13 protein-coding genes are annotated in these 12,193 nt (G+C 67.8%); 4 read left to right on the forward strand and 9 right to left on the reverse strand.

What is annotated here, in order from left to right; translation table 11 throughout:
- Positions 1–48 precede the first annotated feature (48 nt).
- Genes DIZ26_RS05465 through DIZ26_RS05475 form a run of 3 tightly spaced genes read left to right on the forward strand, consistent with a single transcriptional unit; the run spans position 49 to position 2,882 of the window.
- Positions 49–1,044, forward strand: a complete 996-nt coding sequence (locus tag DIZ26_RS05465) for a Gfo/Idh/MocA family protein (RefSeq protein WP_112238325.1) — start codon at positions 49–51, stop codon at positions 1,042–1,044.
- Between the two features lie 22 nt (positions 1,045–1,066).
- Positions 1,067–2,068, forward strand: a complete 1,002-nt coding sequence (locus DIZ26_RS05470; protein ID WP_112238327.1) for a Gfo/Idh/MocA family protein — start codon at positions 1,067–1,069, stop codon at positions 2,066–2,068.
- A 22-nt stretch (positions 2,069–2,090) separates the two neighbouring features.
- Positions 2,091–2,882: a CPBP family intramembrane glutamic endopeptidase gene (locus DIZ26_RS05475; RefSeq protein WP_112238329.1), complete on the forward strand. Its 792-nt coding sequence runs from the start codon at positions 2,091–2,093 to the stop codon at positions 2,880–2,882.
- Here DIZ26_RS05475 and DIZ26_RS05480 read toward each other — a convergent pair.
- The 8 genes from DIZ26_RS05480 to DIZ26_RS05515 all read right to left on the reverse strand — a co-directional run bounded on the left by DIZ26_RS05480 (position 2,871) and on the right by DIZ26_RS05515 (position 10,746).
- On the reverse strand, positions 2,871–3,599 hold the full coding sequence (locus tag DIZ26_RS05480) for a GAF and ANTAR domain-containing protein (protein WP_112238331.1): 729 nt from the start codon (positions 3,597–3,599) through the stop codon (positions 2,871–2,873). The two genes, DIZ26_RS05475 and DIZ26_RS05480, sit on opposite strands and share 12 nt — an antisense overlap.
- 124 nt (positions 3,600–3,723) lie before the next feature.
- Positions 3,724–4,590: an alpha/beta fold hydrolase gene (locus tag DIZ26_RS05485; RefSeq protein ID WP_112238333.1), complete on the reverse strand. Its 867-nt coding sequence runs from the start codon at positions 4,588–4,590 to the stop codon at positions 3,724–3,726.
- 30 nt (positions 4,591–4,620) lie between these two features.
- Positions 4,621–5,583: a TIGR03557 family F420-dependent LLM class oxidoreductase gene (locus DIZ26_RS05490; RefSeq protein WP_112238335.1), complete on the reverse strand. Its 963-nt coding sequence runs from the start codon at positions 5,581–5,583 to the stop codon at positions 4,621–4,623.
- Positions 5,584–5,620: 37 nt separating this feature from the next.
- Positions 5,621–7,294 carry an alpha-amylase family protein gene (locus DIZ26_RS05495; RefSeq protein WP_112238337.1) on the reverse strand — a complete coding sequence of 558 codons (1,674 nt, stop codon included), beginning with the start codon at positions 7,292–7,294 and terminating at the stop codon, positions 5,621–5,623.
- Positions 7,291–8,259: a TIGR03885 family FMN-dependent LLM class oxidoreductase gene (locus DIZ26_RS05500; protein ID WP_112238339.1), complete on the reverse strand. Its 969-nt coding sequence runs from the start codon at positions 8,257–8,259 to the stop codon at positions 7,291–7,293. Before DIZ26_RS05500 ends, DIZ26_RS05495 begins: the two co-directional genes overlap by 4 nt.
- 38 nt (positions 8,260–8,297) lie before the next feature.
- On the reverse strand, positions 8,298–8,696 hold the full coding sequence (locus DIZ26_RS05505) for an MAPEG family protein (RefSeq protein WP_112238341.1): 399 nt from the start codon (positions 8,694–8,696) through the stop codon (positions 8,298–8,300).
- On the reverse strand, positions 8,693–9,664 hold the full coding sequence (locus DIZ26_RS05510) for an ATP-grasp domain-containing protein (RefSeq protein WP_112238343.1): 972 nt from the start codon (positions 9,662–9,664) through the stop codon (positions 8,693–8,695). The genes DIZ26_RS05505 and DIZ26_RS05510 overlap by 4 nt, the downstream gene beginning before the upstream one ends.
- Positions 9,661–10,746: a glutamate-cysteine ligase family protein gene (locus DIZ26_RS05515; protein ID WP_112238345.1), complete on the reverse strand. Its 1,086-nt coding sequence runs from the start codon at positions 10,744–10,746 to the stop codon at positions 9,661–9,663. Before DIZ26_RS05515 ends, DIZ26_RS05510 begins: the two co-directional genes overlap by 4 nt.
- Positions 10,747–10,803: 57 nt before the next feature.
- On the opposite strand from DIZ26_RS05515, the gene DIZ26_RS05520 reads away from it, so the two are divergent.
- Entirely contained in the window at positions 10,804–11,286 is a 483-nt protein-coding gene (locus tag DIZ26_RS05520) for a MarR family winged helix-turn-helix transcriptional regulator (protein ID WP_112238347.1), read from the forward strand.
- A gap of 3 nt (positions 11,287–11,289) precedes the next feature.
- On the opposite strand, the gene DIZ26_RS05525 is transcribed toward DIZ26_RS05520, so the two are convergent.
- Complete coding sequence (locus DIZ26_RS05525; protein ID WP_112238349.1) at positions 11,290–12,054, reverse strand: IclR family transcriptional regulator; 765 nt, start codon at positions 12,052–12,054, stop codon at positions 11,290–11,292.
- Between the last annotated feature and the right edge of the window lie 139 nt (positions 12,055–12,193).

Raw genomic sequence — 12,193 nt, forward strand, 5'->3', positions numbered from 1 at the left:
GGCCATCCGGTGTTGGATGGAGTCGTCCGACTATGTCAGGAGGAACTTGTGTCGCAACCGCTCAAGCTCGCGGTCCTGGGGTTCTGGCACGTTCACGCGAAGGACTACGCACAACAGACCGAGCAGCATCCCGGCACGGAATTGGTCGCCGTGTGGGACGACGACAGCGCACTCGGCCAGGCCGGCGCGGACCAGTTCGGCGTACCGTACGTCGATGATCTCGACGCTCTGCTGAGTCGTGACGACCTCGACGGCGTCATCATCACCACAGCGACCAACGTGCACCGCGACCTGATGGTCAAGGCGGCGAACGCGGGCAAGCACATCTTCACCGAGAAGCTGCTCGCGCCGACCGTCGCGGAGGCGGAGGAGATCATCGCCGCCGCCGACGCCGGCAACGTCAAGCTCGTGGTCTCGCTGCCACGGCTCGCACACGGTTACACCAAGGCGATCCAAGAGGTGCTCGACAGCGGTGAGCTCGGGCAACTCACCTACGGTCGCGTCCGGCTCTCGCACGACGGAGCCATCCCGAAGGACGGGGGAGAGGACGGCTGGTTGCCGCGGCGGTTCTTCGAGCCCGAAGCCGCCATCGGTGGCGCGCTGACCGACCTCGGCTGTCACCCCGTCTACCTCATCCAGCTCTTCCTCGGTGCGGACGCGGAGACCGTCAGCGCGACGTACCGGTCGGTGACCGGCCGCGACCTGGAGGACAACGCGGTCGTGACGGTCGGGTACGCCGACCAGAAGATCGGCGTGATCGAGGCCGGATTCGCCAGCCCGAACCCGTTCACGATCGAGCTCTTCGGCACCGCCGGCAGCCTCACCTACACCGACGACGGCAACGTACTACGGGTCGGCGGCAAGGAACTCCCCGTGCCCGACCACGGCCAGGATCCCTTCGGTCAATGGGTCGACCACATCACCAATGGCACCCGGGCCGACGACAACCTCGCCCGGGCGGTGGAACTGACCCGGATGGTCGTCGCCGCCAACGAGGCCGCGGCCACCGGCCGGAAAATCCCGTACGCCGGCCAGCCGGCCTGACTCCATCTTCGAGGAGACCGCCATGCCACAGCTCAAGGTCGGCCTGATCGGGGCCGGCGGAATCGCGTCCGCGCACATCAAGGGATACCGCGAGCACGCGGACAAGATCGCCGTTACCGCGGTGACCGACGCAGTCCAGGAAACGGCCGCTGCCCGCGGAACCGAGCTCGGCGCTACGCCGTACAGCGACTATCGCCAGATGCTCGAAGCCGAGGAGCTCGACGCCGTCGACATCTGCCTGCCGCACCACCTGCACCGCGACGCCATCGTCGCCGCCGCCGAGGCAGGCAAGCACATCCTGTGCGAGAAACCGCTCTGCCTCACCGCGGAAGAGGCCGCGGCCGTCCGTACGGCGGTCAGCGCGAACGGCGTGACGTTGATGTGCGCACACAACCAGCTCTTCATGCCCGCCGTCGCCAAGGCCAAGGAGCTGCTCGACGCCGGCACCCTGGGCACTGTGTACGAGGTGCGGACCACCGACAGCTTCTACAACGACTTCGACCCCGCGAACATGGGCTGGCGCGCCAGCACCAAGACGAGCGGTGGTGGCGAGCTGATCGACACCGGGTACCACCCGACGTACCTGATGCTGCACCTGGCCGGCGGCTCTCCGGTCGAGGCGACCGCGATGCTGTCCACGCACCGGCTGAAGTTCATGGAGGGCGAGGACTCCGCGCAGGTGCTGATCAGGTTCGACAACGGCGTCGTCGGTCAGCTGGTGACCAGTTGGGCTTATCAGCCGGCCGCCAGCACCGAGCGCTTCTCCGTCGTCGGTGAACTGGGTGCTCTGCACAGCGACGGCAGTTCCGTCACCACTCGGCTGCGCTCCGGTGAGACCACCACCATCGAGCTGGAACCGGTCGACACCTTCGTCGCCGAGATCGGTCACTTCGCCGACTCACTCCTCGGCAAGACCCGACCGCTGCACACCGAGGAGGAGGGGATCGCTGTCCTGGGCATCCTGCTCGCCGCGTATGAAGGTGCGCGCACCAAGACCATCGCGCCCGTGCTCCAAGTCGGTTGAACGAACGCGCGATAGTTGAGGCGTGACCAGCTCCACTGACAGTGCCGGGCCGTTGGATCGGACGACAGCTGACAGCGTGCTGGTGAAGGAGGTCTGGCTGGTCCTCGCGCTGTCACTCGGCGCATCGGCCGTCTCGGCGCTGATCTCCTTCACCGGCGTGCTCACCTCCCACCACCCGATCGGTGATCAGACGGCGGTGATCGTCGGTTCGCGTGCGCCGGGGCGGCCGTGGCTCGACCTTGCCTGGCAGGTTTTCGCCATCGTGACCGCGCTGGTCCCGGTCGCGCTCGTCGCGCACCTGCTGGCGCGCGGCGGTGAGTCCCTGCGGACTCTGGGGTTCGACCGACGGGACGCCGTACGGGATCTCGAACGTGGAGCGGCGGTGGCTGCTTGTGTGGGTGGCGCCGGCCTGGCCTTCTACCTTGCCGCGCACGCGTCGGGGGTGAATCTCGCCGTCGACCCCGCACAACTGCCCGGGACCTGGTGGCGGGTGCCCGTGCTGATCGCCGTCGCGGCGCAGAACGCGATACTGGAGGAGGTCATCGTCCTCGGCTACCTGACCCGGCGACTGGAGCAGCTGGGCTGGTCCTTTCGCCGGCGTACGACAGCAAGCGCCGTACTGCGTGGGTCGTACCACCTCTACCAAGGGCTTGGTGGCTTCGCGGGGAACGTGGTGATGGGGGTGCTGTTCTGCCACCTGTATCGCCGGTGGGGCCGGGTGATGCCGTTGGTGGCCGCGCACACGCTGATCGACATTGTCGCGCTGGTGGGCGCGACGTACCTGATCGGCAAGGTGGGCTGGCTACCCGGCTGAGCTGCCGTAGCTGTGCTGAGGCAGCTTACGGGTGTCGATCAGCTGCTGGGCGACGTCGCGCAGCTTGACGTTGTTGTCCTGCGAGTAGCGGCGCAGGATGGCGAAGGCCCGGTCGCTGTCGACGTCGAACCGCTCCATCAGGATGCCCATCGCCTGGCCGACGAGTTTGCGGGCGTCGACCGCGGACGTCATGGTCTCGTCGTGTCGCGCCGAGGCGACCGCGACGGCGGCGTGCCGCGCGAGGATGTGCGCGATCGCCTCGTCGTCCTCGCTGAACGCATCCGGAAAAGGGCTGTAGAGACCGAGTACGCCGACCGCGCGGGTCATGTCGTTGCCGGTCAGCAGCGGGACGTCCAGCACGCTGCGCACCCCGAGGCCGGCCACCTTCGCCGCCCACTCGGGCCAGCGGTCGTCGGCGCCGGTGTCCCGGATCAGCACGGTCCTGCGCTCGCGCAACGAGGTCACCAGCGGACCGATCGAGGAGTTGAGCTGCAGGTCGTACACATCGGCCACCACGGGGTCGGTCACCGCTGCGACCTGCGGCTTGGCGCCCCTCGTGTTGAGCGCGACACCGGCATAGCTGCAGCTCAGGGCCTGGAGGGCGAACTGGACGACGGCGTCGATGGTCTCCTCGACACCGTCGGCGTCATGGAGCTCGAGTGCGAGCCGCGCGAACGTCTCCGCGATGTCGGCGGCGGCAGGGTCAAGCGGGGGCATAGAAAGCTCCAGGCAGGTGTCAGCACCAGGAGCACCCTCATCTCCGGAGTGATCCGGCTACAACGTAGTGCACCGCTCCGACAATGTCGTCGGCAGGGCGCGACACGCCGGTACGGCGAGACGCTCAGAGGAAGCCGCGAAGGGTGTCGACCAGCGCGCCGGGAGCCTGTTCGGCGACGTGGTGGGTGGAGTCGATGCCGTGTCCGATGACGTGTGGGCACCATGGCCGCCAGATGGCCAGCGGATCGCCGTACAGCTGTTCGAGATCGTCCTTGGTCGACCAGAGCATCAGCATCGGGCATTCGATCTGCCGGCCCGCCGCCCGGTCCTCCTCTTCCGTGCGCCGGTCGATGCCGAGTCCGGCCCGGTAGTCCTCGACCATCCCGTGCACAGTGGCCGGGTCCCGGATGGCGGCCAGGAAGTCGGCGTGGTTCTCCGGACCGAGGGCGTCGGGGGAGTTGAGCGTCCAGGCGTTGTACCAGGTCTCCGGATCCGCGCAGATCACCCGCTCGGCGGGTTTGGCGGTCTGGGCGAAGAAGAACCAGTGCCACCACTCGGTGGCGAACCGGGCGTTGCAGCGCTCCAGGTGCTCGACGACCGGCAGCCCGTCCAGCACCACCAGCTTGCTGACCCGGTCGGGATGGTCCATCGCGCTCCTGAAGGCGACCAGCGCGCCGCGATCGTGGCCGACCACGGAGTACGTCTCGTGGCCGAGCGCGGTCATCAGCCCCGCCACGTCCGCCGCCATGGCGGCCTTCGAGTACTGCGTGTGCTCGTCGTCCGCTGCCGGTTTGCTCGACTGGCCGTAGCCGCGCAGGTCCGGACAGACCACGGTGTAGTCCCGGGCCAGTTCCGGCGCCACCTGGTACCACGTGGTGTGCGTCCGCGGGTGCCCGTGCAGCAACACCACGGCCGGACCCGAACCGCCGTACCGGACTCGCAGGCTGACGTCGCCGACCTGGATCCGGTCCAGGGTGAATCCTTCGAACATGCTTCTCCTGGGGTTCAGCGGCTCCTGGGGTCAGCCGCGGCGGAGCTCGGGGAGCACCTCTTCGCGGTACAGCTTCATCATGTCGATCGAGTGCGGGCCCATGTTGGCCACGTAGATCTCGTCGAAGCCGGCCTCGACGTACGGCTGGAACGCCTTCAGGTGATCGGCGGCCTTCGCACCACCGGTCACCGACTGAGCGGTCTGCTCCTTGGTGACGAGCTGGCTCGCCTGCTCGAAGTGCCGCGGCGAGGGCAGCACCTGCGACAGCTCGCCGGGCAGCCCTGAGTTGGCCCAGATCCGATGCGCCTGCTCGATGCCCTCCTCCTCGGTCGGGGCGTAGCTGACCTTGAAGCCGACCTGGGTCGGCTTGTCGCCGCCGCCGTTCTCGCGGAACCGCTTCAGCAGGTCGGAGTCCGTTGAGGTGGTGATGTAGCCGTCCGCGATCCGCGCCGCCACATCCGTTGCCTCCGGCCCGAATCCGGACATGTAGATCGGCACCGGCGAGTCCGGCCGGGTGTAGATCCGGGCGTTGTCGACGGTATAGTGCATGCCGTGGTGGCTGACGAAACCGTCCTCGGTCCACAGCCGGCGGATGATCTCGACGGCCTCTTCCAGCATCTCCAGCCGGACGTCGACCGTCGGCCAGGCGTCGCCGAAGATGTGCTCGTTCAGGGCCTCACCGGTCCCGATCCCGAGCGTGAAGCGGCCGTTCAGCAGTACGGCGCTGGTCGCCGCGGCCTGGGCGATCACGGCCGGATGGATCCGCACGGTCGGACAGGTGACGGCTGTGGTGACGGGCAGTTCGCAGACCTGCGAGATGGCGCCGATCGTCGACCACACGAACGCACTCTGGCCCTGCTCGTCGTTCCACGGGTGGTAGTGGTCGCTGATCCACAACGCGTCGAACCCGGCTTCCTCCGCCAGGCGCGCCTGTTCGATCAACTGCGCGGGCGTGTATTCCTCACTGGACAGGAAGTATCCGATCTTGTTCATGGCCTGCCGGTGCCCGCCGCTCGGGCTCACAAACACCTCAGACCAGATACCGATCGCCGGGGTGCAGGACGCGCAGCCAGCAGCAGCCGTAGGCTCCGACCGGGTGTCGGAGGGTGCCGTCGGTCTCCACCTCGGTGACCTTGCCGCTGAGGAGATCCGCGACCCGCAGGCCGGCCGCTGCGCCTTCCACCGCAAGCTTGACCTCGGTCGGCTCGGCGGCGAAGTTGTGCAGCGCGATGACCGTGCCGTCCTCGTAGTCGGACCGGTGGGCGAAGACCGAGGGGACACCCGGATCGAGGATCGTGCACTGGCCCCAGGACAGCTCCGGGCTCTCCCGGTAGCGCTGGATCAGCAACTTGATCCAGTTGTACAGCGAGTCCGGGTCGCGACGCTGGTCCGCGACGTTCACCGACTCCGCCGACAGCTCCCCTTCGACCATCGGCCGGAACAGCTCGTCCGGATCGGCCTCCGAGAAGCCACCGTTCAGGCCCTTGGTCCATTGCATCGGCGTCCGGACCGCGTTCCGTCCTTCGATCTCCAGGTTCTCGCCCATACCGATCTCCTCGCCGTAGAACAGCACCGGAGTCCCGGGCATGCTGAACAGCAGGCTGTAGACCATCTTGAGCCGGGCCTGGTCGTTGCCGAGCATGGTCGGCAACCGGCGGCGCAGCCCGCGGCCGTACAACTGCATGTTCTTGTCGGGTCCGAAGGCGTCGAAGACCTCCTGCTTCTCGTCGTCGGTGAGCTTGTCGAGGGTGAGTTCGTCGTGGTTGCGGACGAAGGTTCCCCACTGCGCTTCTTCCGGCGGCACGGGCCGTTCGCGCAGCGCCTTCACCAGCTCGGCCGGTTCGGAGCGGGCCAGCGAGAGATAGAGCTTCTGCATACCGATGAAGTCGAAGCACATCGTGAGCTCGTCGCCGTCCTCGTCGCCGAAGAACCTGCGGGTGTCCTTGTACGGCAGGTTGACCTCACCGAGGAGCATCGCCTGGCCGTCGCGCCGGCCGAGGAAGGCCCGCAGATCGCGCAGGTAGTCATGGGGTCTCGGCAACCGGCCGGCGTCCTGCGCGCCCTTGGTGTCCAGCAGGAACGGCACCGCGTCGACCCGGAACCCCGACAGTCCGAGCTGCATCCAGAACCCGATGATCTTGAGGATCTCGTCGCGGACCGCCGGGTTCGCGATGTCGAGATCGGGCTGCTGCTTGTAGAACTGGTGCAGGTAGTACTGGCCGGCCTGTTCGTCGTACTGCCACAGGCTGGTCTCCTTGTCCGGGAACACGATGCCCTTGTCGGCGTCCGCCGGCGGCTCGTCGCGCCAGACGTACCAGTCCCGGTACGGCGACTGCCGCGACGCACGCGCGCTCTGGAACCACGGGTGCTGGTCGGAGGTGTGGTTCACCACCAGGTCGGCGATCACCCGGATGCCGCGGTCCTGGGCCAGCGTGATCAGCTCGACCAGGTCGCCGTGGGTGCCCAGTCGCGAGTCGACGCCGTAGAAGTCGGTGATGTCGTAACCGTCGTCGCGGTCCGGCGTCGGGTAGAACGGCATCAGCCACAAACAGGTGACCCCGAGCTCGGCCAGGTAGTCGATCCGCTGCGACAGGCCGCGGATGTCACCACGGCCGTCGCCGTCGGTGTCGAAGAACGTCTCGATGTCCAGGCAGTAGATGACAGCGTTCTTCCACCACAGGTCAGCAGTCTCGGTCAGCCTCACAGTGCGCTCACTTCCAGTTGGGGGAGGACCTTCTCGCCGAACACGTCGATGAACTCCGACTGCTCGCGCCCGACGTGGTGCAGAAAGATCGCGTCGAAGCCGAGGCCGGCGTACGCGTTCAGCCACTCGGCGTGCTGGGCCGGCTCGGACGACACCCGTACCGCCTGCCGCATCGCCTCCGGCGGCACGTGCTCGGCCGCCTGGTCGAACGCTTCGGCCGAGTCGACGTCCCAGCACAGCGGCGGCGCGAAGACGTTGGTCCGCCATTGGTCGTGGGCGATCCGGAGGGCGCGGTCCTCGTCGTCGGCGTAGCTCAGATGGACCTGCAGGCAGACCTTCCCGCGTCCACCGTTCTCCTTGTACGCCGAGATCATCTGACGTAGGTGGTCTTCCTCGGCGGCGACGGTGATCAGCCCGTCGGCCCAGCCGGCGCACCACTTCGCCGTACTGGTGGAGACCGCGGCGGCGAGGAGTGGGGGTGGCTCGGTCGGCAGGGTCCACAGCCGGGCGCGGTCGACAGTCACGAGTCCTTCGTGGCTCACTTCGTCGCCCTGCAAGAGCTTCCGGATCACCTGGACCGACTCCTCGAGGCGCTGGTTGCGCAGCTCCTTGCGAGGCCATGGGCCGCCGGTGATGTGCTCGTTGCTGGCTTCGCCGGTTCCCAGGGCGGCCCAGAAGCGGCCGGGGTACATCGAAGCCAGCGTGCCGATCGCCTGCGCGATGATCGCCGGGTGGTACCGCTGACCTGGTGCGTTGACCACGCCGAACGGGAGTCCGGTCGCCTGCAGCGCGGCGCCGAGCCACGACCAGGCGAAGCCGGACTCTCCCTGGCGCACACTCCACGGGCTGAAGTGGTCCGAGCACATCGCTGCCGTGAAGCCCGCTTGCTCGGCGCGCACCACCGCTTGCAGCAGGTCGGCGGGCGGGACCTGTTCATGAGAGGCGTGGAAGCCGTAGGCGGTCATGCCTCCCCGTGCCCCGACGCCGCCGGTCGTACACGGGGTCACATGACGGCGATGGCTGTGACACCGAGCGTGATGCCGACCAGATAAGTACCCAGGGCGCCGACGTCGCGCAGGGGGCCGTGCGTGGCAAGGGTCTTCGACGTGAGCATTCCGGCGGCGTGCACCGTCCGCACCACCAAAGCGGCGACGGCGAGCGCGTCGACCCACCAGCTGTCCGACAGCGCGGAGCAGACCAGCACCAGGACGATCATGGTCGGGATGTACTCCGCGGCGTTGCCGTGCGCCCGGATCGCGATCAGCAAACGGTCGGCAGGATCGGTCGGTTGTTGGTTGCCGCCCTTCGAGCCGATGATCGCGCGGTGCCGCGTGACGTTGGCGCCGAGCAGGAACAGCAGGATGCCCATCAAGGCGATGGAGATGATGGTGACGGTACTCATGTCAGAACTCCTAGGGTCGATTCGGTCAGCTTGCGCACCATCGCTCGGCTGAGCTGGGTGCCGAGCAGGGCATCGGTCTTGTGCATGCCGCCGGGACAGGTCACGTTGACCTCGATCAGCCGGCCGCCGATGACATCGAGGCCGGCGATCGCGAGACCGTGCCGGCGCAGGTGCGGCCGGAGGGCGGCGACGATCGCCTGATCGGCGTCGTCGATCCCGGCGACCGCGACCGGCGGTCCGATGCGGAAGTCGTCGGCCGACGGGCGACGCAGTACCGCGCCGACGATGTCGCCGTCGAGCAGGAACAGCCGCTTGTTGCCGTGCTCGACAGCGGGGAGGTACTGCTGGGCGATCACCTGACGACGGCCGCCGTGAGTGGCCGACTCCAGCAACGCGGTGGCCGCGTGGTCGTCGCCGATCAGCCAGACGTCGAGCCCCGCGAAACCGTCGACCGGCTTGACCACCGCAGTACCAACTCTGGCCACGAAGTCGCGCAGACCGGACAGCCCGGCGCCTACGTACGTCGGTGGGCAGAGCTCCGGGAACCGCAGCGCGATCAGCTTCTCGTGCATCGCCCGGACACCCTCCGGCCGGTTGACCACGCGGGTGCCCGCTGCCTCGACCAGATCCAGCAGGTACGTCGTGTGCAGGTACCGCTGGTCGACCGGCGGATCGATGCGCAGGTGCACCAGGTCGAAGCGGGCCGCGTCGACAACGGTCCGGTCGGCTTCGTCCCACCAGATCGGGTCGACCACCCAGCGATGATCGCCGGCCGCGCAGTGCCGCGGACGGAGGCGGATCCGGCGAGCGTGGACGAGAACGTTGCCGTCGGCAACCGCCAGGTCGCTCGGTTCACAGCACCAGACCTCTAGGCCTAGGTCTTGGGTAGCGCTCATCAGGCCGATACTGGCGTCGACGTCGGCCCGCAAACCGCCGAGCGGGTCGGTGACGAACAGCACGGCGTTCATGCGACGAGCTCCAGATTCGGGAGCTGCGCGAGTTCGCGGCCGCGGCTTGCGATGCCTGGGTCGCCGGCGGCTGCTGCGCGCCAGTGGTCGGCCAGGTGGGGGAGTTCGGGCTCCAGTGCCCGGAGCGTACGGCGGCGGAGGTCGTCGTCGTACATCAGGTTTGCCAGAGCCGTGACGACTGGTGCGACTGCGGTGGGTTCCTGGGCGTCGAGGAAGCGGACTTCCAGGTAGGTGGTGCGCGGGCGGACGGGTGGGAAGAGGGTGCTCAAGTGCTCGGCTGGTCCGTCGGTGAAAGGGGTCGCGTGGGCGGCGAAGGCGATGTAGGCCGGGATCGGGGAAGTGCTGGGGTGGTCGGGCAGCAGGCGGTTGTCGAAGCCTGTCCGGTCGGGGTCGACGTTCAGCCAGGTGGTGAGTCTGCCTTCGTGGCCGGCGCTTCTGGCGAAGGCGGCGGCCAGGAACGGGGCGGCGAGATTGAGGACTCGCCACTGTTCGGCGCCTGCGTCTCCGGGCCACCAGTCCAGGCAGATCTGGGTGGACGCGGTTCGGCGCATCATCCGTCGTCCGGCCGGGCCGATCGTGTCGAAGTGGGTTTGCATCGCGACGTACCGCGGAGTCGTCAACTGCAGTGGGACGTTCTGGCGCGGGTCGCAGGGGATCGCGTCGAGGCGGATCCCGGCTGCGCCCAGGTGCCGCCGGAGGTCATCGGTGAGAACGCCGAGAAGACGCGTGATCGCCGCCGATCCGGCCACACACGGCAAACTCAACTCGACCTGCCCCCCGGGCTCGAAACTCAAATACGCCGCAGCTCCGGTTGAAGGGCGGACCGGCTGGGTGATGGGTGCGCTGGTTGACCCGCCGGCCGACTGCGTCGGTGGGGTGGTGGGTGCGCCGGTTGGACGGCGTACCGGCTGGGACGGCGTCGTGGTGGGGGTTCCGGCAGTCCGGCGTACCAGGTCGATGGGGCCGGGGAGGCCGCTGGTGTCGGTGGTGATGAACTCCTGTTCGATCGCTACCCGGGTGGTGCGGTGACGGGCTCGGGTGAAGAGGCCGGTGACCAGCCGGGGTTGCTCCTTGGTGTCCATCGTTCCCCCTGATACCGTAAGGTTTCCTGTCGAAATAATGGAAGGAATCCTTACAAGATGTCAAGGGGTGAGCTTCCCAGGCTCGGCCGCAAGCCGCTGGTCGCGCTGATGGACCGGGCGAACCGCGCGCTGCAGGCCGACATGGTGCAGACCGCGCACCGGCGTGGTCACCCGGAGCTGAAGGCTGCCCACAACTACGTCTTCTCGACGCTGTCCGAGAACGGCTCGCGGGCCGCGGACATGGCGGTCCGGGCCGGGGTGACGCGGCAGTCGATGGGGGAGGTGATCCGCGAGATGGTCGACCTCGGCATTCTCGAGATGCGCCCGGATCCCGAGGACCGGCGGGCCAAGCTCGTCACCTACACCGAGCACGGCCGCTGGATCGCAGGACACGGCCGCGAGCGCCTGATCGAGCTCGAGGACCGGTTCGCCGAGGAGTTCGGTCCGGAGCAGTACGACATCGCCCGCGACGTCATCGGCCGGATCGCGGGGCTTCTCGATCGCTGGTCCGAAGAAGACCACGAAGAAGAAACCGCCTGAAAGTCAGTGGAGGTCTTCGGAGAGGGATTTGGCTGCCTCGGTGAGGAGGGGGACTGCGCGGCTGACCAGGGTTTCGGTCATTCGGCCGGCTGGGCCTGAGATGGAGATGGCCAGCCGGGACGGTACGTCGGGCACCGGTACGGCGACGCAGCGGACGCCGACTTCCTGCTCTCCCTCGTCGGTGGCGTAGCCCTGCTCCTGGGTGCCCTGCACCTGCGTCATGAACGCGTCCGGATCGGTGATCGTGTTCTCGGTGTGCTTGGGCATGCCGGTGCGCTGGAGGAGTTCGCGGACCTCGCTCTCCGGTAGCTGCGAGAAGATCGCCTTGCCGACCGCCGTACAGTGCGGGAGGACGCGGCGCCCCACCTCGGTGAACATCCGCATCGAGTGTCGCGACGGGACCTGCGCGAGGTACACGATCTGGTCGCCGTCGAGCATCGCCATGTTGGCCGACTCGCCGAGTTCGTCGACCAGATGCGCCAGGTGCGGGCGGGCCCAGACGCTCAGCATCCGCGAGGAACTCTCACCCAGCCGCACCAACTTCGGCCCGAGAACGTACTGCCGAGAGGGCTCCTGCCGCAGGTATCCGAGGTCGACGAGCGTGCGGACCAGCCGGTGGATCGTCGGCAACGGCAGTCCGGACGCGGTGGCCAACTGGGACAGCCCCAGCATCCCGCCGGCGTCGGCCATCACCTCGAGCAGCCCGAACGCGCGCTCGATGGACTGCACGCTGCCGGAGCGACTCTTGCTGCCGGTCTCTTCGGTCACTGTGGTCCACCTTGTCCTCGAGGCTTCCGGATCACGGAAGTTTACCCTCAGATAGTGGAAGCGCGAATGCTTGCGACTTCCGTAATACAGATACTAGTATCCGCATTACGAAATCCCGAGGATATGAGGTGCGGTCCGC

This window comes from Kribbella monticola (assembly GCF_003261635.1).
GTDB lineage: Bacteria > Actinomycetota > Actinomycetes > Propionibacteriales > Kribbellaceae > Kribbella > Kribbella monticola.

Coding starts and splice junctions, on each gene's coding strand:
- DIZ26_RS05470 (WP_112238327.1), top strand. CDS start 1,067: ATGCCACAGCTCAAGGTCGGCCTGATCGGGGCCGGCGGAATCGCGTCC.
- DIZ26_RS05480 (WP_112238331.1), bottom strand. CDS start 3,599: ATGCCCCCGCTTGACCCTGCCGCCGCCGACATCGCGGAGACGTTCGCG.
- DIZ26_RS05485 (WP_112238333.1), bottom strand. CDS start 4,590: ATGTTCGAAGGATTCACCCTGGACCGGATCCAGGTCGGCGACGTCAGC.
- DIZ26_RS05490 (WP_112238335.1), bottom strand. CDS start 5,583: ATGAACAAGATCGGATACTTCCTGTCCAGTGAGGAATACACGCCCGCG.
- DIZ26_RS05500 (WP_112238339.1), bottom strand. CDS start 8,259: ATGACCGCCTACGGCTTCCACGCCTCTCATGAACAGGTCCCGCCCGCC.
- DIZ26_RS05505 (WP_112238341.1), bottom strand. CDS start 8,696: ATGAGTACCGTCACCATCATCTCCATCGCCTTGATGGGCATCCTGCTG.
- DIZ26_RS05510 (WP_112238343.1), bottom strand. CDS start 9,664: ATGAACGCCGTGCTGTTCGTCACCGACCCGCTCGGCGGTTTGCGGGCC.
- DIZ26_RS05515 (WP_112238345.1), bottom strand. CDS start 10,746: ATGGACACCAAGGAGCAACCCCGGCTGGTCACCGGCCTCTTCACCCGA.
- DIZ26_RS05520 (WP_112238347.1), top strand. CDS start 10,804: ATGTCAAGGGGTGAGCTTCCCAGGCTCGGCCGCAAGCCGCTGGTCGCG.